Source organism: Variovorax sucrosi (assembly GCF_051216635.1).
In the GTDB taxonomy this organism is placed as follows: domain Bacteria; phylum Pseudomonadota; class Gammaproteobacteria; order Burkholderiales; family Burkholderiaceae_C; genus Variovorax.
On the sequence record NZ_JBPJZU010000006.1, the window covers coordinates 19,481 to 40,283 of the forward strand.

Genomic DNA, 20,803 nt, shown 5'->3' on the forward strand with positions numbered 1-20,803 from the left:
TTTAAATGCTGTGAATACTTTTTTCTAGGTATTCCATTTTCGCTGCTGCGGGGATGGTGGATGGCATTACTTTCCCGCTGCGAATTGCGCAGCGCATCCACCCAAACTGTAGGAGAAGTCCCACACCGCGTGCGAAAAGTCGCACTTCGAGCGGCGTGGCCCTGGTCTTCCGTAACACTTGTTAACAATGTGTTTTAAGATGCTACAAAGCTATCTATGGAGTCAGCGTGAATATTGAGAGCGACGGTCGTTCGGTGAACAGCGAGATTTTTCGAGAAATCGGGGATATCAATCTGGCCTATATGTTGTTGGCCCAAAAATTGGTCAAGCAGGACCGTGCGGCGGCCATGTTCCGTCTCGGGATCGGCGAAGAACTGGCCGATCTCCTGGCCAGCATGTCGCTCGCCCAGATCGTCAAGTTGGCGGCCTCGAACCTGCTCCTGTGCAGCTTCCGCCTCGACGACCACCCCATGTTCGCCGTGGTGGGCGAGGGCAAGGAGAGCGCCTTGCAGCAGGCCCACCTGTCGATCCTCATGGCCGCTCGGCAGCAGGTGCCGGCGCATTCGACGGGGGCCGCGGCATGAACGCAAAAACGGTTCTGGGCGACGTCAAGGAAGTCAAGCTCGCCATTGAATTGATTGCGCTGGGTGCGCGTCTTCAATTCCTCGAAGCCGAAGTCGGATTGAGCCGTGAACGGCTGATCAAGCTCTATAAAGAATTGAAGGGTGTTTCGCCGCCCAAAGGTCTTTTGCCATTTTCGACCGACTGGTATATGACCTGGCTGGCAAATATCCATTCTTCGATGTTTTATAACATTTACAGATTCATGCTGGTTCAAGCCAAAGAATCCAAACTCCAGGCGCTGATCAAAAGCTACCGCCTGTATTTGGAGCAGCACGAATATCAGGGCGGTGAAGTCGTGCTCGATTTCACCCGGGCCTACACGATGGTGCGATTTTTCGACAGCGACATGCTGCAACTGAATTCCTGCAGCCGTTGCGGCGGGCAATTCGTGGCGCATGCGCACGACACAAAGACAGGCTACGTGTGCGTGCTGTGCCGCCCGCCGTCGCGTGCCGGCAAGGCGCGCCCGCCCAAGCGCGCCGCAGCGGTGGTGGCGGTCGAGCCGGTGGCGCACGCCCTGGATCGTTCCGGTTTTGGTTTGCCTTTGAACAGCAGCGGCGTGCATTGAGCCATGGCACGCGCTGTCGTTCCCGTTATTTGATTTGATGCCTCAGGGCGAAAGGGGGCGCGTGTGCTCGTTCTTCTCGGTTATCTCGTCGTGCTGGGCACCGTATTCGGTGGCTATGCGCTCATGGGCGGCAGTTTCGGCGTGCTGTTCCAGCCCATCGAAGTGCTGATGATCGGCGGCTCCGCCCTGGGCGCCTTCATCGCCGGAAACAACGGCAAGACCATCAAGGCCACGATGCGCGAATTGCCCCGGCTGCTGCGCTCGTCGAAGCACAACCGCCAGCTCTATATGGACCTGTTGGCCCTCATGTACGAATTGCTCGCCAAGGCGCGCAAGGAAGGCATGATGAAACTGGAATCGGACGTGGAAGACCCGAAGGGCAGCGACATCTTCGGGCGCTATCCCAAAATCCTGGCGGACGCCGAGCTGATGGAATTCATCTGCGACTACCTGCGCCTGGCCATCAGCGGCAACACCGACCCCTTCGAGATCGAGGCCCTGATGGACCACGAGATCGAGACCATCCGACACGAGGCCGAAGTGCCTTCGCACAGCCTGTCCCGCGTGGGTGACGCACTGCCCGCACTCGGCATCGTGGCCGCCGTGCTGGGCGTGGTGCATGCGCTGGCCTCGGCCGACCTGCCGCCGGCCGAAATGGGGGCGCTCATCGCACACGCCATGGTGGGGACTTTCCTGGGCGTGTTGCTGGCCTACGGCTTCGTCTCGCCGCTGGCATCGCTCATCGACCAGCAGGTCGAGGAGAACATGAAGACCTACCAGTGCGCCAAGGTCACGCTGCTCGCGAGCATGCATGGCTACACGCCGCAGCTGGCGGTGGAGTTCGGCCGCAAGGTGCTGTTCTCGACCGAGCGCCCGTCTTTCACCGAACTCGACTCGCATGTTCGCGACGTCAAGGCGCGCTGACCGGAAAGGGCACGGAGTTTCACCATGAGCGCCGCCAAGGAAAGCCGCATCGTCGTCAAGAAGGTCATCAATGTGACCGCGGGGCACCATGGTGGCGGCTGGAAGATCGCCTATGCCGACTTCATGACGGCGATGTTCGCGTTCTTCCTGGTGATGTGGCTGCTCTCGGTGGCGACGCCCAAGCAGCGCGAAGGCATCGCCGAGCATTTCAAGATGCCGCTGAAGGTCGCCCTGGCCGGCGGCGAGCGCAGCAGCCTGAGCGACAGCGTCATTCCCGGCGGCGGTGCCGACCCGATGCGGGTGCAGGGCGAAGTGAACAACGCCGAGACGCCGAGCGAGGACGAGATCGATGCCCAGCGCCTGGCCAGCATGAAGGAGCGGCTGGACAAGATGCTCGAGAGCAGCCCGGTCTTCAAGCAGTTCCGCTCGCAGATCCTGATCGACATCACGAACGAAGGCCTGCGCCTGCAGATCGTCGACAACGAGCGCAGCCCGATGTTCGACCTGGCCAGTGCGAAGGTGGTGCCGCACATGCGCGCCATCCTGCGCGAGGTCGGCCCGATGCTCAATGAGCTGCCCAACAAGATCACGCTGTCGGGCCATACCGACGCCTTCAGCTACACCAACGGTGACCGCGCCTACGGCAACTGGGAACTCTCGGCCGACCGCGCCAATGCCTCGCGCCGCGAGCTCATGACCGGCGGCATGAGCGACGGCAAGGTGATGCGGGTGGTCGGCCTGTCTGACACCATGCACCTGGACAAGGCCGACCCGCGCAACCCGATCAATCGCCGCATCAGCATCATCCTGCTGAACCACCGCACGCAGGCGCAGATCGAGCGTGAGAACACCAGCAGCCTGGGCTCGATGAATCTCAGGCAGAAGGCGATGCCGACGCCGGCGTCGCCCTCCGAATCGGCGCCAGCGAACCTCAAGACCGTGGCATTGCAACCCGCCTCTCCAACGAAATAGACCACAGCGAGCCCAATGTCGTCGGCGGGGTGCCGGTGACGGGGAAAAAAATGGACCTCAGTCAATTCACGCAAGCATTTTTCGTCGAAGCCATCGAGCTCCTCGCGCAGATGGAGCAGTTGCTGCTCGAGCTGGATGTCGAGCAGCCCGACAGCGAACACCTCAATGCGATCTTCCGCGCGGCGCATTCCATCAAGGGTGGGGCGGCCACCTTCGGCTTCACCGCGCTGACGGAAACCACCCATCTTCTGGAAACCCTGTTGGACCGGGCGCGACACGGGCAGTTGCGCCTAAGCGGTCCCATGATCGATGCCTTTCTCGAAACGAAGGACGCCTTGCAAGACCAACTCACCGCCTATCAGGCCAATCGGGAACCCGAGGCCGACCGGGTCGCACACATCTGCGGCGTTCTTCAACAACTGGCTCGCGAGAGCGCCGAGGGCGCCGCGTCGGCGCCTGCGGTCGCGGTCGCTGCCCCGGTGGCAGCGCCGGCACCCGCAGCGGCCGAGCCCGTCGCGGTCGGCGATGGCGTCCTGAAAGTTCGCTTCTCGGGGCTGTCCGAAGGCGAAGGCGAACTGCTCGCCGGCGAGCTGACCAATCTCGGCACGGTGCTGTCGCAGACCCGCAGCGGAACGGATCTCACCGTCATGCTCGAGACCACCTGCGAGCCCGACGCGATCGTCGCGGTGTGCTGCTTCGTCATCGACGATTCGCAGATCGCGATCGAGCGCGCCAGTGCCGAAGCCGCACCCGCCCAGGTGCCTGCGAGCGCTCCGGCACCGGTGGCTGCACCAGCGCCCGCGCCGGTGGCCGCTGCACCGGCACCGGCCGCGCCGGCCGCAAGCCCCGCCGCTGCGGCGGCCGGCGGCAAGGAGTCCAGCTCGATCCGCGTCGACGTGGAGAAGGTCGACCAGCTCATCAATCTGGTGGGCGAACTGGTCATCACGCAGTCGATGCTCACGCAGGCCGCGACCATGCTCGACCCGGTGGCCTACGAGCGCTTCCTCAGCGGCCTCGGCCACCTGGAGCGCAATGCGCGCGACCTGCAGGAATCCGTGATGTCCATCCGCATGATGCCGATGGACTATGTGTTCAGCCGCTTCCCGCGGGTGATCCGCGACGTCAGCGCCAAGCTCGGCAAGCAGATTCGCCTGGACACCTTCGGCAAGGAAACCGAGCTCGACAAGGGCCTGATCGAGCGCATCGTCGATCCGCTGACGCACCTGGTGCGCAACAGCCTGGACCACGGCATCGAGACGCCCGAGGTGCGCGTGCGCAACGGCAAGGACGCGACCGGCCAGCTGCTGCTGTCCGCGCAGCATCACGGCGGCAACATCGTGATCGAGGTGAGCGACGACGGCGCCGGCCTGAACCGCGAGCGGATCCTGGCCAAGGCCCTGCAGCAGGGCATGCCGGTGAGCGAGGCGATGTCGGACGACGAGGTGTGGCAGCTGATCTTCGCGCCGGGCTTCTCCACCGCCGAGCAGATCACCGACATCTCCGGCCGCGGCGTCGGCATGGACGTGGTCAAGCGCAACATCCAGGAGATGGGCGGCCATGTGGAGATCCAGTCGCGCGGCGGCAAGGGCACCACCACCCGCATCGTGCTGCCGCTGACGCTGGCCATCCTCAACGGCATGTCGGTCAAGGTGGGCAGCGAGGCCTACATCCTGCCGCTGAGCTACGTCATCGAATCGCTGCAGCCGCTCGAGGAGCATCTGCATTCGATCACCGCCGACGGCCATGTGATCAAGGTCCGCGGCGAGTACCTGCCGCTGATCGAGCTGCACCGCGTGTTCGACGTGGCCGGCGCCCAGACCAAGCCGACCCAGGGCATCCTGGTGATCGTGCAGGCCGACGACACGCGCTTCGCGCTGATGGTCGACGAACTGCTCGGCCAGCACCAGGTCGTGGTGAAGAACCTCGAGACCAACTACCGCAAGGTGCCGGGCATCTCGGCCGCGACCATCCTGGGCGACGGCAGCGTGGCTTTCATCATCGACGTGGCCGCGATGCCGCGCATCCAGCGCGCACAGGCAGCGAGCCTGTCGGCCCTGGCGACGGCGTCGCGAACGGCATCGGCTGCGGCCTGAGGCCGCCCGAACGCATCGCCATCCGGCCACGGATCAACAGGACCAGCAGGGAACCGCCATGCGTTTCGATTTCTTCCGGCGTTCCGAGCCGCAGCACGAGGCCGTCGACAAACGGCCCCACGACGGGGCCACGGCCTCCGTCGCGGCTGCGCAGCGCAGCACCGACCCGGCCGAGGCGCCCGGACACATCGTGCACGCGATGCTGCTGGACGGCCGCAAGCGCGTGGCGGGCTATCGCCTGGGCTGGCGGCCGTCCACGGCGGCGGCCGGGCAGGGCGGTTCGGTCGGCTTCAAGGTGCTGCTGCGCGCGATCGCGCAGCACCTCAATGGCGACGGCCGCCAGTGGGCGCTCGACGAGCTCGAGCTGTTCGTCGACGCCACCATCGAATCGCTCTTCGCGGGTGAACTCCAGGCGCTGCCGGCCGAGCACATGGTGCTGTGCATGTCGCTGGAAGACCTCTCGGACGTCGATGCCCGTCCGATGCTGATGTACCTGCGCGAGCAGGGCTTCGGCTTCATGCTCTGCGGCGCCTCGGGGTTTCCGGAAGACCCGGAACTGCGCCGCATCATCACCCACATGGACGTGGGTGCGATCAACCCGCTGCTGCTGGCGCGCCTGCGCGAAGGCCCCGACCCGGTGCGGGTGCAATGGATCGCGACGCGCATGCACGACCTTAGCGATCTGGACGCCAGCGCCGGCTTCCACATGAAGGCCTTCGTGGACGGCGGCTTCCCGCTGTTGCCGGTGCGCCAGGTGGTCGACGCGCTGCAGCCCGATGCACAGCTGATCGTGCAGCTCATGCGCATGATCCACCGCAACGAGGACGTGCGCGAGATCGAGGCCTCGCTCAAGCTCGACGCGCGCCTGACCTACCGGCTGCTGCGCCACATCAACTCGCCGGCGATCGGCGGGGCGGTGGAAGTCCACTCGCTGCGCCATGCGGTCTCGATGCTCGGCTATGCGCCGATGTTCCGCTGGCTGACGATCCTGCTGGCCAGCAGCCACACAACGGCGGGAACGCCCTACATGACGAAGAAGGCCATCATCCGCGGCCGCTTCGTCGAACTGCTCGGCCAGGGCCTGCTGCCGCCGGCCGAAGCGGACAACCTCTTCGTGGTGGGCATGCTGTCGCTGATCGACCAGCTGCTCGGGCTGCCGATCGCCGAGGTGCTCCAGCATGTGAACCTGCCGGAGCCGGTGCAGGACGCGATCCTGCGGCGCACCGGTGTCTACGGCCCGTTCCTGGCGCTGGCCGAGAGCTGCGAGTCGGACGGTGCCCTGGCGGCCGAACTGTCGGAAGAGCTGTTCCTGAGCCCGGAGCAGGTGAACAGCGCGCATCTGACGGCGCTGGCCTGGGCACAGGACGTGGGGACGGGAGCGGAGGCGGCTTAGGCCGCCATCGACGAAATGCGCGGCTTTGGCCTCTCTGATCGGACGCTCGAATCCAGTGAACGCTATGTACATTGACCCCCACACACCGAGGCAGCCTTGAGCACCGAATTCACCTTCACCGACAGCGATTTCACCAAGGTCCGCACGCTGATCCATCGCCGTGCCGGCATTGCCCTGGGCGACCAGAAGCGCCAGATGGTGTACAGCCGCCTGTCGCGCCGCCTGCGCGAACTCGGCATTCCGGAATTCGTGACCTACCTGGCGATGCTGGAGGCCGGCAACGACGAGGACGAGTGGCAGGCCTTCATCAATTCGCTCACCACCAACCTGACCTCCTTCTTCCGCGAGGCGCATCACTTCCCGGTGCTGGCCGAGCATGTGAAGAAGGCCAAGGAGCCGGTGACGATCTGGTGCGCGGCGGCGTCCACCGGCGAGGAGCCGTACTCGCTCGCGATCACCTTGATCGAGGCGCTGGGCGAGCAGAAGGCTGCGTCCGCGCGCATCGTCGCCACCGACATCGACACCGCCGTGCTGCAGAAGGCCGCGGCGGGCGTGTTCACGCTCGAACAGGTGGAGCGGTTGTCGACCGAGCGGCTGCGGCGCTTCTTCAACAAGGGCACCGGCGCGAACGCGGGCCGCGTGCGCATCCGCCCGGAAGTGGCGCAGCTGGTGAAGTTCTCGCGCCTCAACCTGCTCGACGCTTCCTGGTCCGTCAAGGAGCCGGTCGACGCGATCTTCTGCCGCAACGTCATGATCTATTTCGACAAGCCGACGCAGAGCAAGATCCTCGACCGCTTCCTGCCCTTGCTCAAGCAGGGCGGGCTGCTGTTCGCCGGGCATTCGGAGAATGCGTCGCTGGTGAACCAGAACTTCAAGCCGCTGGGGCACACGGTGTACTCGGTGGTGCGCACGAAAACTGCGGTGCCTGCATGAGCGCCGCGCCGGGCCGCCCCAAGCAAGCTCGCACCGCAGTGCGGAGCACGAAGGTATTCCGATGAATCCTTCAGCGTCGAGTGCGCTCGCCAGCCACCATTACTTCGACCGCGATCTGAACCAGATGGCGGTCAAGCTGCTGCCGGCGGAGTACTACGTCACGACCACCGGCACCGTGCTGAGCACCGTGCTCGGCTCCTGCGTGGCGGCCTGTCTGCACGACGCCGAGAGCGGAGTGGCCGGCATGAACCACTTCATGCTGCCGGACGACAGCGACCGCAGCGCACGCGACGGACGCGAGGCGATGCGCTACGGCACCTATGCCATGGACGTGCTGGTCGCCGAGATGGTGCGGGCCGGCGCGCGCCGCGAGCGCCTGCAGGCCAAGGTCTTCGGCGGCGGCGCGGTGCTGGCGAACATGACGACGCTGAACATCGGCGACCGCAATTCCGACTTCGTGCTGCGCTACCTGGCTGAGCAACGCATCGTGGTCGCGGCGCAGGACCTGCGCGGCCCGCACGCACGCCGCGTCTGTTTCCTGCCGTCGACGGGCAAGGCCAGCGTGCGCAAGCTGCGCGCACAGACGGACGTGCAGCTGGTCCAGCGCGAGGAGGGCGAGTTGCTGCGGCAGATCGTGGCACCGCGCGTGCTGGGCACCGAAAAAACCGCAGCCACGGCCATGCTGTCCGGGGCCAAGAACAAAGGAAGACCGTGAGTACGAACAAGATCAAGGTGCTGTGCGTCGACGACTCGGCGCTGATACGCAGCGTGATGACCGAGATCATCAACAGCCAGCCCGACATGACGGTGGTCGGCACCGCGGCCGACCCGCTGGTCGCGCGCGACCTCATCAAGGTCACCCACCCCGACGTGCTCACGCTCGATGTCGAAATGCCGCGCATGGACGGGCTCGAGTTCCTCGAGAAGCTGATGCGGCTTCGCCCGATGCCGGTCGTGATGGTGTCCTCGCTGACGGAACGCGGTTCGGAGATCGCGCTGCGGGCGCTCGAACTCGGCGCGATCGACTTCGTGACCAAGCCGCGGCTGGGCGTGCGAGACGGGCTGCTCAACTACACCGAGCTGATCGCCGGCAAGATCCGCACCGCCGCCAGCGCGCGCATCATCGCCGCGCGCCAGCCCTCCGCCAGGCCGGCCGATGTGCCGCAGGAGTCGCTCCTGCGCAGCCCGCTGCTGAGCACCGAGAAGCTGATCATCATTGGCGCCTCCACCGGCGGCACCGAGGCCATCCGCGAAGTGCTGCAGCCGCTGCCGCCCGATTCGCCGGCGGTGCTCATCGCCCAGCACATGCCCGGCGGCTTCACCAAATCCTTCGCGCAACGCCTCGATTCCCTGTGCCGCATCCACGTGAAGGAAGCCGAGCACGGCGAGCGCGTGCTGCCCGGCTATGCCTACATCGCGCCGGGGGGCTTTCACCTGTCGCTCGGGCGCAGCGGCGCCAACTACGTGGCGCACCTGGACCAGGAGCCGCCGGTGAACCGTCATCGCCCGTCGATCGACGTGCTGTTCGACTCGGCGGCCAAGCATGCCGGCAAGAACGCCATCGGAATGATCCTGACGGGCATGGGCAAGGACGGCGCCGAAGGGCTGCTGCGCATGCGCAAGGCCGGCGCCCACACCCTGGCGCAGGACGAGGCCAGCTGCGTGGTATTCGGCATGCCGCGCGAGGCGATCGCCATCGGCGCGGCGGACGAAGTGGCGCCCCTGGGAGAAATGTGCCGACGTGTGCTGACGCATCTGCGCACGTTCGGCGAACGGACGAACCGAGTTTGATGAACGACTTTGTGGAGTAGAAACATCGTGATTGACAAGAGCATCAAGATCCTGGTCGTGGATGACTTCCCGACCATGCGGCGCATCGTGCGCAACCTGCTGAAAGAGCTGGAGTTCCTCAACGTCGACGAGGCCGAGGACGGCGCAGCCGGCCTCGAGAAGCTCAGGGGCGGCGGCTTCGGCTTCGTCGTTTCCGACTGGAACATGCCCAACATGGACGGTCTGACGATGCTGCAGACCATTCGCGCCGATCCCGCGATGGCCAAGCTGCCGGTGCTGATGGTGACGGCCGAAGCCAAGAAGGAAAACATCGTCGCGGCGGCCCAGGCCGGCGCGAACGGCTACGTGGTCAAGCCCTTCACCGCGGCGACGCTGGAGGACAAGATCATCAAGATCTTCGAAAAGCTCGCCAAAGGGGCCTGACCATGTCCATCCAAGCGCTGGCAACAGCAGACCATCACGACACGGCCGAAGAACTCCTCGGCCGCATCGGCCACCTCACGCGTCAACTGCGCGACGGCATGCGCGAGCTGGGTCTCGACAAGCAGGTGGAAAAGGCCGCACAGGCCATTCCCGATGCACGCGACCGGCTCAACTACGTCGTCACCATGACCGAACGCGCCGCCCACCGCGCACTCAACGCGGTCGACGTGGCGCAGCCCTTGCAGGAAGACCTGGCCCGCTCGGCCAAGGGTCTGACCTCGCGCTGGGACGCCTGGTTCGCCAACCCGATCGAGCTCGACCAGGCCCGCGGTCTGGTCGAGGACACGCGCAGCTACCTCGGCGCGGTGCCCGAGAAGGCCAGCGCGATCAACTCGCAGCTCATGGAAATCCTGATGGCACAGGACTTCCAGGATCTGACCGGGCAGGTGATCAAGAAGATGATGGAAGTCGTCAACGAGATGGAGACGCAGCTGCTCCAGGTCTTGATCGACAACGTGCCGGCGGACCGCCGGCCGGTCGAGTCGGGGGCATCCAGCCTGCAGAACGGTCCGCAGGTCGTCGTCGGCAACCCGGATGCGGTGAGCGACCAGTCGCAGGTCGACGACCTGCTGGCAAGCCTGGGTTTCTAGGGCGCCCGGGGCGTCTCATTGTGCGAGAAGCGGGGGGTTCGGGGGCTTGATCGACCGATTGTTCTGAACGACTGAAACGAATAATTCAGTCATGTGCAAGGCGCGATTCGCGCATGCCGGTTCGGAGCAAGAATGTCTGAGGAAAGCGATCTCGAAAAGACGGAAGCCGCCTCCCCGCGGCGCCTGGAAAAGGCGCGTGAGGATGGCAATGTGGCCCGCTCCCGCGAGCTCGTCACCCTGGTGATCCTGGGGGCGGGCATCACCGGGATCTGGCTCACCTCCGGCTCCCTCGGCAGCACCTTCAACGGTACCCTGCAGCGCGGCCTGCAGTTCGATCGCCACGCCGCCTTCGATGCTTCCCACATGCTGACCCAGGCCGGGTCGATGGTGCTGGAATCGCTCCTGGCCATCGCCCCCTTCTTCGGCATGATGGTGCTGGCGGCCCTGGTCGGCCCCCTCATGCTGGGCGGCTGGCTGTTTTCGACCAAGGCCATCGGCCCGGACTTCGGCAAGCTCAATCCCCTGGCCGGCATCGGCCGCATGTTCTCGACGCAGTCGCTGGCCGAGCTGACCAAGGCACTGGCCAAGTCGCTGCTGGTCGGCACCGTGGCCTGGTGGGTCATCTCGGGCCACATCGGCGACATGGTGTCGCTGATGGGCGAGCCGGCGCACCGCGCGCTGCCGCACGCCATCCGCATGATCGTGGTCGACTGCGCCGTGATCGCCGCGACGCTGGTGCTGGTCGCGATGATCGACGTGCCCTACCAGCTCTGGAGCCACGCCAAGAAGCTGCGCATGTCGCGCGAGGACCTGCGCCAGGAGCACAAGGAAAGCGAGGGCGATCCGCACGTCAAGGCGAACATCCGCCGCATGCAGCAGCAGGTCGCCAAGCGCCGGATGATGGCCGAGGTGCCCAAGGCCGACATCGTGGTGACCAACCCGACGCACTTCGCGGTGGCCCTGAAGTACCGCGACGGCGACATGCGCGCACCGCGCGTGGTGGCCAAGGGCAGCGACCTGGTGGCGCAGCGCATCCGGGAGCTGGCCAAGGAGAACAACGTGGCCGTGCTCGAAGCGCCGCCGCTGACCCGGGCCCTGTTCAAGCACACCCGCCTGGGCGATGAGATTCCGGCCGGCCTCTACACGGCGGTGGCCGAAGTGCTGGCCTGGGTCTACCAGCTCAAGCGCTGGAAGGACGAGGGCGGCGAAGCGCCGCGCACGCCGGCCGACCTGCCTGTTCCCACCGAACTTCAATACAACGTGAGCGCCGCATGAATTCACTCGCCGGGCTGATGCGCCTGCCCAAGGGCATGCTCGATGGAAAGCAGTTCAAGGGGCTGACCGGCCCCATCCTGATCATCCTCATTCTGAGCATGATGGTGCTGCCGCTGCCGCCCTTCCTGCTGGACCTGCTGTTCACCTTCAACATCGCGGTTTCCATCATGGTGCTGCTGGTGAGCATGTACACCATGAAGGCGCTCGACTTCGCCGCCTTCCCGGCCGTGCTGCTGTTCTCGACCCTGCTGCGCCTGTCGCTGAACGTCGCCTCCACCCGCGTGGTGCTGATGCACGGCCACACCGGGCCCGATGCGGCCGGCAAGGTGATCGAGGCCTTCGGCCACTTCCTGGTCGGCGGCAACTTCGCCGTCGGCGTGATGGTCTTCATCATCCTGGTGCTGATCAACTTCATGGTGATCACCAAGGGTGCCGGCCGCATCGCGGAAGTCGGCGCGCGCTTCATGCTCGACGCGATGCCCGGCAAGCAGATGGCGATCGACGCCGACCTCAACGCCGGCCTGATCGGCGAAGACGTGGCCCGCAAGCGCCGCGCCGAGGTGGCGCAGGAAGCCGACTTCTACGGTTCCATGGACGGTGCCAGCAAGTTCGTGCGCGGCGACGCCATCGCCGGTTTGCTGATCATGATCATCAACATCATCGGCGGCCTGTTCGTCGGGATGCTGCAGCACGGCCTGGACTTTCAGACCGCCTCGACCACCTACACGCTGCTGGCCATCGGCGACGGCCTGGTGGCGCAGATTCCGGCGCTGGTGATCTCGACCGCCGCCGGTGTGATCGTCTCGCGCGTGACCACCGACCAGGACGTCGGCAGCCAGCTCACCGGCCAGCTGTTCGCCAACCCGAACGTCATGTTCCTGACCGCCGGCATCATCGGCCTGATGGGCCTGATTCCGGGCATGCCCAACCTGGCTTTCCTGCTGATCGCCGGCGGCCTGGTCTGGCTCGGCCGGCGCGGGCTTCAGCGCAAGGCGGCGCCGAGCGCCGAGCAGGCCGCTGCCGAAGCTGCCGCGCAGGCGGGGGTGCAGCCGACGCCGGAGGCGGCCGAGGCCACCTGGGACGACGTCGCGCTGGTCGACCCGCTGGGCATGGAAGTCGGCTACCGCCTCATTCCGCTGGTCGACCAGTCGCAGAAGGGCGAGCTGCTCGGCCGCATCAAGAGCATCCGCAAGAAGATCGCGCAGGACGTCGGTTTCCTGGTGCCGGTGGTGCACATCCGCGACAACCTCGAGATCAAGCCCAACACCTACATCGTGAGCCTGAAGGGCGTCGAGATCGGCCGCGGCGAAGCCTTCCCGAACCAGTGGATGGCGATCAACCCCGGCCAGGTGTCGGGCACGCTCGCCGGCACGCCGACGCAGGACCCGGCCTTCGGCCTGCCGGCGGTGTGGATCGACGGCGGCCTGCGCCAGCAGGCCCAGATCTTCGGCTACACGGTGGTCGATGCGTGCACCGTGATGGCCACGCACTTGAACCACCTGATCCAGACCCATGCGTCCGACCTGCTGGGCCGCCAGGAAGTCCAGCAGCTGCTCGACCAGATCGGCAAGACCGAACCCAAGCTCACCGAGGACCTGGTGCCCAAGGTGCTGTCGCTCAGCACGCTGCACAAGGTGCTGCAGAACCTGCTGGAAGAAGAGGTCTCGATCCGCGACATGCGCACCATCCTCGACGTGATGGCCGAACATGCACCGACGGTCAAGGACGCCACCGAACTCACGTCGCTGACGCGCCTCGCGCTCGGTCGCGCCATCGTGCAGCAGCTCTTCCCGGGCGACACCGAGATGCAGGTCATCGGCCTGGACGGCTCGCTCGACGGCGTGCTGCAGCAGGCCATGAGCAGCAACAGCGGCATCGAACCCGGCCTGGCCGACAACCTGCTGCGCCAGGCGCAGACGGCCATCGCCCGCCAGGAGCAGATGGGCCTGGCGCCGGTGCTGGTCGTCCAGCACAGCCTGCGCGTGCTGCTGTCCCGTTTCCTGCGGCGCAGCCTGCCGCAACTGAAGGTGCTCTCCCATGCGGAGATCCCTGACACCCGCAACATCAAGATCACCGCCACCCTTGGAGGAAGAGTTTGACCATGACCAACGACGTGCGTACCACTGCCCGCAAATTCGTCGCCGCGACCAGTCGCGAAGCCCTGCGCCTGGTGCGCGAGGCGCTCGGCGCCGAAGCCATCGTGCTGACCAACCGGGCCTCCGCCGAAGGGGTCGAGATCGTCGCCATGGCCGAGGGCGAAATCAGTGCCGCCGTGCAGCAGGTGTCGAACCCGGCGCCGGCGCCCGTCGAGACTTTCGCGCAGCGCGTGCTGGCGCAGTCGGCGCCGGCGGAGCCCCGCATGCCGATGGTCGCGCCGATGCCGGCGCCCGTCGCGGTGACAGCGCCTCGGGCCGAACCGGCGCTGGCCGTCGCGCAAGCGCCGGTCGCGGTCGCCGTCGCGGCGCCCGCGTTGGCGCCCGTGGCTGCGGCCGCGGACGAGACGGTGCTCAACGAACTGCATTCGATGCGCGGCATGCTCGAGGAGCAACTCGCCAGCGTGGTCTGGAACGACAAACAGCGCCGCGACCCGGTGCGCGGTCGGGTGCTGCGCACGCTGCTCGGCGCCGGCTTCTCGGCGCGCCTCTCGCGGGCGATGCTGGAGAAGATGCCCACCGGACAGACCTACGCCGAAGGCATGGCCTATGCGCGCAGCGAGCTGATCCGCGCGGTGCCGGTGCATGAGGACGAAGACGCGCTGTTCCGCCAGGGCGGCGTGTACGCGCTGATGGGCCCGACCGGCGTCGGCAAGACCACCACCACCGCCAAGCTGGCCTCGCGCTGCGTCATGCGCTTCGGCGCCGACAAGGTGGCGCTGGTGACCACCGACAGCTACCGGATCGGCGCCTACGAACAGCTGCGCATCTACGGCCAGATCCTCAACGTGCCGGTGTATGCCGTCAAGGACAGTGCCGACCTTCACCTGGTGCTGCAGGACCTGCGCGACAAGCACCTGGTGCTGATCGACACCGTCGGCATGAGCCAGCGCGACCGCGCGGTGTCCGACCAGATCGCGATGCTGTGCACCAGCCATCGGCCGGTCAAGCGCCTGCTGCTGCTGAACGCGACCAGCCACGGCGACACGCTCAACGAAGTGGTGCATGCCTACCGCAACGGCAACGGCGGCAACGAGCTGGCCGGCTGCATCTTCACCAAGGTCGACGAGGCCACGCACCCCGGTGCGCTGATCGACACCGTCATTCGCCACCGCCTGCCGGTGCATTACATCTCCTGCGGTCAGAAGGTGCCGGAGAACCTGATGCCCGCCGACCGCGCACAGTTGATCGACAGCGTGTTCCAGCCGCGCCGCCACAGCCCGCTGTTCGTGCCGCCGGAAGTCGAGAGCAGCGAAGAGACGAGCGGTGCGCCCTCGGCCCAGACGGTGCAGGCCCAGGCCGAGGCCGACCGCCTGCGTGCGCAATACCAGAACCTCATCCGCGCCATGGCGCACGACGCGCAGGAACTGGCGACCGCGGCCGGCGCACTCGCCGGCGCGCAGATCGGCTTCGAACGGGCGCGCGGCCTGTGGCGCCAGGCGGGCGACGAAGGTGCCGCCCAGCGCGTGGTGCTCGACGATCTGCTGGTGCACGCCCGCAGCGAAGTCGCAGCCGGCTGCCAGAGTCATGTGCTGGCGCTCAGCAGCCAGGTCGGCCTGCGCTCCGAGGGCGACGATGCCTACGAGTGCCACACCAGCCTGCTGCTGTCCGACCGCACCGGCCAGCCGCTGGCCGCGCCGAACGGCTGGCTGTCGACGGCCAGTGCCGAGGCGATGCGCCGGCCCGGCCTGCGCCAGGTGCAGTGGCTGCGCCAGCAGGACTTCGGCAAGTCGCTGGTGCATGTGCTGACCAAGTTGCCGTCGGCCGAGACGATGCTGCAGTGGCAGGCGCAGGGCCAGCGCTGGCTGGCGCGTGCGGTCGCCTCGACGGCGGTGACCGACACCGAAACCGGTGCCGGTCGCGCACTCGCGCGGCTCGACCATCGCTTCGACGAACCGCGCCCGGTGCAATTCGGCGGTCGCCCGGCGTTGCAGTCGGAAGCCGAGTGCGCCGTGCTGCTGCGCTTCAACGCCGCCGCTGCCGCCGCGGGGCTGACCCGCGCCGACATGCCGACGCTGCGCTGCGTGGTCACACGCATCGTCGACGCGCGCAGCGCCAAGGTGCTGCAGCAGAGCTATGCGCTGTCGAACATCGACGGCGCCGTGACCGGCGCGCAGCTGGCGCAGTGGCAGGCCTGGGCGAGCGAGAACGAGCCCTGCTTCCGCCTGATGCGCCAGGGTGTGCAACTGGTGGGTGGCCTGGGCGAACTGGGCGACCCGAACATGATGAAGCGGGTGCTGATCGCCGGCCAGATGACCACCACCGTGTGGCGCCTGCTGCGCGCGGACGGCGAATGGGCCGAGCGCACGCGCACGCTGCTCAACCAGCTGAGCGGCCGCCCCGCGCGGGCCAGCCGCCCGCTGACCGGCAACGCGTTGTACGCCGGCATGGGCAAGCTGTTCCTGCTGCTCGAGGCACTGGGAACCGAATCGACGGCGCCGACGCAGATGTCGAAGCTGGAACAGCTGGGATGAGGACGCGCGCATGAGCAAGTTGGTCCCAGACCAGGCCGATGGCTTGCGGCGCCTGCTGGCGCCGGCACCGACACGGGTGATCGCCGTGGCCGGCATGGGCCGGGGCGCCGGCGCGACGACTGCCGCGATGAACCTCGCTGCCGCCCTGGTGCTGCAAGGCAAGGACGTGCTGCTGCTCGACCAGCACGCGGCGCGCGCCGGCTCGGTCTGCGCGCAGTGGGCGATCGACGCGCTGGGCACCTGGACCGACGTGGCCCAGCATCGCCTGCGCTGCGCCGGTGCGGCGGTGGTCGCCGCCTGCGGCGTCCATGTGCTGCCGGCACCGCCGGAGCCGGAAGTCGCCACCTCCGACCCGCGCGAGTTCTACCAGGGCGGCGCGATCCTGATCGACGCCGCGCTCGACGACGAAGGCCGCCTGCTGCCGCTGGCGCAGATGGCCGACGAGCTGGTGCTGGTGCTGCAGCCGACGCCGAGCGCCGTCACCGCCGCCTACGCCGGCATCAAGCGGCTGCACTATGCGCACGCGTTGAAGCAGGCGCGGCTGATCGTCAACGGCGTGCAGGACGCCGACGCGGCGCAGCTGATGCTGACCAACCTCGTGAACACCGGGAGCCGGCACCTGGCGATGTCGCTGCAAGACGGCGGGCTGGTGCGCGCCGACCCGCACCAGGCCGACGCGCGGCGGCTGTACCAGACCGTCGTCGAGGCCTTCGGCACCAGCCCGGCGGCGGTGGATTTCCGGCGCATCGCCGACGAGCTGTGGCGTTCGCCATGGCGCTCCAAGGTGCTGCGATCGCGCGCCGCCGAACAGGGCCGTCGCATCGTCGACGGCGCCATGGACGCGGCGCATGCCGCTTCCCATCCTGCTGCTGCCTTCCAGGGCAGCAGCTTCTGAACCTCCACGGAAAGGGACCGCGTGTACACCGCACAGGGAACCATTGAAAAGTCCCACCTGCTGGCGCAGCATCAGCCGCTGGTGAGGCGCATCGCGCTCCAGATGCTGGCCAAGCTGCCGGCCAGCGTCGAGCTGGACGACCTGATCCAGGCCGGCATGCTGGGCCTGCTGGACGCCTCCAGCCGCTACGAGGACGGCAAGGGCGCGCAGTTCGAGACCTTCGTCAGCCAGCGCATCCGCGGCGCCATGCTCGATGAGCTGCGCGCCAGCGACTGGGGCTCGCGCGGGCTGCGGCAATCGGCGCGCGCGGTCGAGAAGGCGATCCACAAGCTGGAGCACAGCCTGGGGCGCTCGCCGACCGAGGGCGAAATCGCCAAGGAAATGAAGATGGAGCTGCACGACTACCAGTCGCTGCTGCAGGAGGTGCAGGGCTGCCAGCTGCTGTACGTGGAGGACTTCGCCAAGGGCGAGGCGGAGAACCCCTTCATCGACATGCACGCGCAGGCGGCAAGCCGCGAACGCGGCGGCAGCAACGACCCGCTGGCGCAACTGCTGGAAAGCGGCTTCCGCCATCAGCTGATCGATGCGATTTCCACGCTGCCCGAGCGCGACCAGTTGCTGCTGAACCTGTACTACGAGGAAGAACTGAACCTGCGCGAAATCGGCGCCATCCTCGAAGTGAGCCAGTCGCGCGTGTGCCAGTTGCACAGCCAGGCGATCAGCCGGCTGCGCGCGCGCCTCAAGGACGTGCTGGCGGAGGATTGAAGCGCGAGCGCGAGCGCGAGCGCGAGCGCAAGCGCGCGCTCGGGCGCGGTCGCCTCAGGCCGCGCGCCAGTTGATGACCGGCAGTGCTTCGACCTGCGGACGCGCGAAGAGATAGCCCTGGAACAGCTCGACGCCGAAGCCGCGCAGCACCTCGACCTCCTCGCGCGACTCCACGCCCTCGGCCACCACCCGGATGCCCAATTCGCGGCAGATGCCCACCAGGCCGCGCACGATGGTGCGGCGCACCCGGTCGGTGTGGATGTCGCGCACCAGGTGCATGTCGATCTTCACCACATCGGGCTGGAACATCGCGAGCAGTTCGATGCCCGCAAAGCCGGCGCCGAAGTCGTCGATGGCGGAGGTCAGGCCGCGCGGCTTGTACGCGCGCAGCACCTCGTTCAGATGCGGCACGTTGGCGATCTGCTCGCCCTCGGTCACCTCGAACATCAGGCGTTCGGTCGGAAAGTTGAAGCGCTCGGCGGTCATCACCGTTTGCGAGGCGTAGTCTTCCGGCCGCGCCAGCGCATTGGGCAGCATGTTCAGGCTCAGGCGCGACTCCATGCCGAGCGCGCCGGCCAGCGCGATCGCCTTGCCGCGGCAGGCCTGGTCGAAGGCATAGCGCTGCGACGCCGGCAATTCGCCGAACAACGCCGCCACGCTGGTGGCGCAGTTCGAACGCACCAGGGCCTCGTGGGCAAAGACCTCCTGGCGAACCACGTCCACGATCGGCTGGAAGGCCATCGTGAACGGGCGGAAGGCCGGAGCCCCGTCCGCACTGAACAACTTGTCTGTTTCTGTCACATCGATACCCTGCATGGCTGCATTGGAGGAGGCGCTCCGGCGACCCGACGGCCGGAGCTTGAGCACGGCGCATGCCGAAGGACCCAACAGGCTTATCGGCCGATGGCGGCGAAATTGAAGAGGGCGCGCGGCGCCCGCCGCTCACATGGCCCGGAACAGGTGGGCGTAGAGCCGGCTGACCGGAATGGCCTCGCGGCGACCGCGCAGCGACAGCGACAGCTTGCCGCTGTCGTCGCGGTGCACCGACTCGATCGCGTCGCTGCGCACCGCGACCGCGCGATGCACCTGCCAGAAGGCGTTGGCATCGAGCTGCGGCAGCAACTGCTTGAGCGGCGTGCGGATCAGGTATTCGCGGGTGGCGGTGAGCACCCGGACGTACTTGTCGGCGGCCTCGAAATACTCGACCTCGCCGATCGGCACCATGTGCACCGTGGCGCCCGAACTGCCCGCCTCGCTGGCGGCGATGAACTGCAGCAGCGGTGCGCCCGCGCCGACGGCATCGGCCTGGCCGCCGGCCACGCTGAGCAGCTTGCGCCATTGCGCGAGCGTGCTGGCCAGGATGTCTTCGTGGGGAACCGCCGCCGAGCGGCGCAGCGCCAAGGCTTTTTTCAGTCGCTGCACCGTGCGGCCCAGGCGGTCGGCTTCGACCGGCTTGAGCACATAGTCGATCGCCTGGGCGTCGAAGGCCTGGGCCGCGTATTCGTCATGGGCGGTCACGAAGACAAGCTGCGGCAAGGGCGCCACCTCGGCCGGCCAGGCATCGGCCAGCTCGGTGGCGGCGGCCAGGCCGTCGAGGCCGGGCATGCGGATGTCGAAGAACAGGACCTGCGGCAGCAGGCGCAGGGCTTCTCTCACGGCGGTGCGACCGTCGCCGACATTGGCGACCACCTCCAGCTCGGGCCAGGCATGGGTCAGTTCTGCTTGCAGGGCCTGGGCCAGCAAGGGCTCGTCTTCGGCGATGAGAGCGGTTGGCTTCATGGCGACACCGGAAAGGAAATGCTCGCGCAGGTGCCGCCGTCGTGCAAGGGGGTTAACCGTAGGACGCCCGTCGCACCGTGAATTGTCGCCAGCCGTTCTTTAACCTGCGTCAGGCCGAAGCCGCCACCTTCGGACGGCACGGCGTCTTCATCGTGACCCACGCCGGTGTCGCACACCGCGAGCACCAGGCGCCCGTCTTCACGGCTTGCCCGGACCGTGATCTGGCCGCCCTCGACCTTCGGCTCGAGCCCGTGGCGGATGGCGTTTTCCACCAGCGGCTGCAGCAAGAGGGGCGGCACCGGAACGTCGCGCAGTTCCTCCGGCAGCGTGAGCGTGTAGCGCAGGCGCGGCCCCATGCGAACGGCCATCAGCGCGAGGTAGTCGCCCAGCCGCTCGAACTCCGCCGACAGCGGGTGCGAGACCGCACGCGAGCCGGCGAGCGTGACGCGCAGGTAGCTGTTGAGCCGGTCGAGCATGGCGACCGCGCGCGGCGGATCGAGCGTGATCAGCGCCCGCAGGTTGGCCAGCGTGTTGAACAGCATGTGCGGCTCGAGCTGGGTTTCCAGGAGCTTGAGCTTGGCTTCGCTGGCGTCGCGTTCGGCAGCGCTGATCTTGGCAGCCATCGCTGCCGCCTTGCCGCGCGCATGGAAGTAGAAGCTGGCCACCGCGCCGGCCACGATGGTGATGGCCAGGCTGATCTTGTTGTCGCGCGGCGAGTTCACCAGGCCGGTGCCGAAGAAGATATCGCCCAGGCGGTCGCCGAAGATGAAGCCCAAGGCGATGCCGATGGCGGTCAGCAGCAGCCCGCGCCAGCCCTTGGGCCAGCCGTGGCCGCCGGTGTGGCTGGAATGGCAATTGCGCTCGTCGACGAAGTAGCGGCCGAACTCGATCACCGCCCAGGTGATCGTGCCCACCGAGGCGGCATAGCCCACCTGCACGAAGTAGGTCTTGGCCGGCCAGATCAGAGTGGTCAGCACCGCAACCACGCAGCAGAACGCGAGGACCTGCAGGTAGTGGCGGGCGGCCTCGGTCCACTGGATCTTCATGGCAGCGAGCTTAGCTCGGCGGTGTCGGCCGGGCGGCTCGAACCG

Annotated in this window: 19 protein-coding genes; 16 read left to right on the forward strand and 3 right to left on the reverse strand. The window is 67.1% G+C overall.

What is annotated here, in order from left to right:
- Window positions 1-233: 233 nt before the first annotated feature.
- From flhD to ACSFBE_RS12815, 16 genes are all read left to right on the forward strand, one after another.
- Window positions 234-584, forward strand: a complete 351-nt coding sequence (gene flhD, locus ACSFBE_RS12740) for a flagellar transcriptional regulator FlhD (protein ID WP_435491063.1) — start codon at window positions 234-236, stop codon at window positions 582-584.
- Window positions 581-1,192, forward strand: coding sequence for a flagellar transcriptional regulator FlhC (gene flhC / locus ACSFBE_RS12745; RefSeq protein WP_435490766.1), 612 nt, complete (start codon window positions 581-583; stop codon window positions 1,190-1,192). The genes flhD and flhC overlap by 4 nt, the downstream gene beginning before the upstream one ends.
- A 63-nt stretch (window positions 1,193-1,255) precedes the next feature.
- Window positions 1,256-2,116 carry a flagellar motor stator protein MotA gene (gene motA, locus ACSFBE_RS12750; RefSeq protein ID WP_435490767.1) on the forward strand — a complete coding sequence of 287 codons (861 nt, stop codon included), beginning with the start codon at window positions 1,256-1,258 and terminating at the stop codon, window positions 2,114-2,116.
- A 24-nt stretch (window positions 2,117-2,140) separates the two neighbouring features.
- Entirely contained in the window at window positions 2,141-3,088 is a 948-nt protein-coding gene (gene motB / locus ACSFBE_RS12755; protein ID WP_435490768.1) for a flagellar motor protein MotB, read from the forward strand.
- Window positions 3,089-3,138: 50 nt separating this feature from the next.
- Complete coding sequence (gene cheA, locus ACSFBE_RS12760; protein WP_435490769.1) at window positions 3,139-5,181, forward strand: chemotaxis protein CheA; 2,043 nt, start codon at window positions 3,139-3,141, stop codon at window positions 5,179-5,181.
- A 58-nt stretch (window positions 5,182-5,239) separates the two neighbouring features.
- A complete protein-coding gene (locus ACSFBE_RS12765; protein WP_435490770.1) occupies window positions 5,240-6,574 on the forward strand; it encodes an EAL and HDOD domain-containing protein in 1,335 nt (444 codons plus the stop codon).
- Window positions 6,575-6,670: 96 nt separating this feature from the next.
- Window positions 6,671-7,507 (forward strand): CheR family methyltransferase, encoded by an 837-nt coding sequence (locus tag ACSFBE_RS12770; RefSeq protein WP_435490771.1) that lies wholly within the window; start codon window positions 6,671-6,673, stop codon window positions 7,505-7,507.
- Window positions 7,508-7,568: 61 nt separating this feature from the next.
- Complete coding sequence (cheD, locus tag ACSFBE_RS12775) at window positions 7,569-8,222, forward strand: chemoreceptor glutamine deamidase CheD (protein ID WP_435490772.1); 654 nt, start codon at window positions 7,569-7,571, stop codon at window positions 8,220-8,222.
- Between the two features lie 56 nt (window positions 8,223-8,278).
- On the forward strand, window positions 8,279-9,298 hold the full coding sequence (locus tag ACSFBE_RS12780; RefSeq protein WP_435491064.1) for a protein-glutamate methylesterase/protein-glutamine glutaminase: 1,020 nt from the start codon (window positions 8,279-8,281) through the stop codon (window positions 9,296-9,298).
- Window positions 9,299-9,325: 27 nt separating this feature from the next.
- Window positions 9,326-9,721, forward strand: a complete 396-nt coding sequence (cheY, locus tag ACSFBE_RS12785; RefSeq protein WP_435490773.1) for a chemotaxis response regulator CheY — start codon at window positions 9,326-9,328, stop codon at window positions 9,719-9,721.
- A gap of 2 nt (window positions 9,722-9,723) precedes the next feature.
- Window positions 9,724-10,371 (forward strand): protein phosphatase CheZ, encoded by a 648-nt coding sequence (cheZ, locus tag ACSFBE_RS12790; RefSeq protein ID WP_435490774.1) that lies wholly within the window; start codon window positions 9,724-9,726, stop codon window positions 10,369-10,371.
- A gap of 132 nt (window positions 10,372-10,503) precedes the next feature.
- Window positions 10,504-11,646, forward strand: coding sequence for a flagellar biosynthesis protein FlhB (flhB, locus tag ACSFBE_RS12795; protein WP_435490775.1), 1,143 nt, complete (start codon window positions 10,504-10,506; stop codon window positions 11,644-11,646).
- Window positions 11,643-13,745, forward strand: a complete 2,103-nt coding sequence (flhA, locus tag ACSFBE_RS12800; RefSeq protein ID WP_435490776.1) for a flagellar biosynthesis protein FlhA — start codon at window positions 11,643-11,645, stop codon at window positions 13,743-13,745. Before flhB ends, flhA begins: the two co-directional genes overlap by 4 nt.
- Before the next feature lie 2 nt (window positions 13,746-13,747).
- The gene (flhF, locus tag ACSFBE_RS12805; protein WP_435490777.1) at window positions 13,748-16,273 is read left to right on the forward strand and encodes a flagellar biosynthesis GTPase FlhF; all 2,526 of its coding nucleotides are present in this window, start codon (window positions 13,748-13,750) and stop codon (window positions 16,271-16,273) included.
- Between the two features lie 10 nt (window positions 16,274-16,283).
- A complete protein-coding gene (locus tag ACSFBE_RS12810) occupies window positions 16,284-17,168 on the forward strand; it encodes a MinD/ParA family ATP-binding protein (RefSeq protein ID WP_435490778.1) in 885 nt (294 codons plus the stop codon).
- A 21-nt stretch (window positions 17,169-17,189) separates the two neighbouring features.
- Window positions 17,190-17,933, forward strand: a complete 744-nt coding sequence (locus tag ACSFBE_RS12815; protein WP_435490779.1) for an RNA polymerase sigma factor FliA — start codon at window positions 17,190-17,192, stop codon at window positions 17,931-17,933.
- Between the two features lie 54 nt (window positions 17,934-17,987).
- Here ACSFBE_RS12815 and ACSFBE_RS12820 read toward each other — a convergent pair whose 3' ends face one another.
- The 3 genes from ACSFBE_RS12820 to ACSFBE_RS12830 form a co-directional block, all read right to left on the reverse strand.
- Window positions 17,988-18,749 carry an EAL domain-containing protein gene (locus ACSFBE_RS12820; protein WP_435490780.1) on the reverse strand — a complete coding sequence of 254 codons (762 nt, stop codon included), beginning with the start codon at window positions 18,747-18,749 and terminating at the stop codon, window positions 17,988-17,990.
- A 126-nt stretch (window positions 18,750-18,875) separates the two neighbouring features.
- Entirely contained in the window at window positions 18,876-19,712 is an 837-nt protein-coding gene (locus ACSFBE_RS12825; protein WP_435490781.1) for a LytR/AlgR family response regulator transcription factor, read from the reverse strand.
- Window positions 19,709-20,758: a sensor histidine kinase gene (locus ACSFBE_RS12830; protein ID WP_435490782.1), complete on the reverse strand. Its 1,050-nt coding sequence runs from the start codon at window positions 20,756-20,758 to the stop codon at window positions 19,709-19,711. Before ACSFBE_RS12830 ends, ACSFBE_RS12825 begins: the two co-directional genes overlap by 4 nt.
- Window positions 20,759-20,803 lie beyond the last annotated feature (45 nt).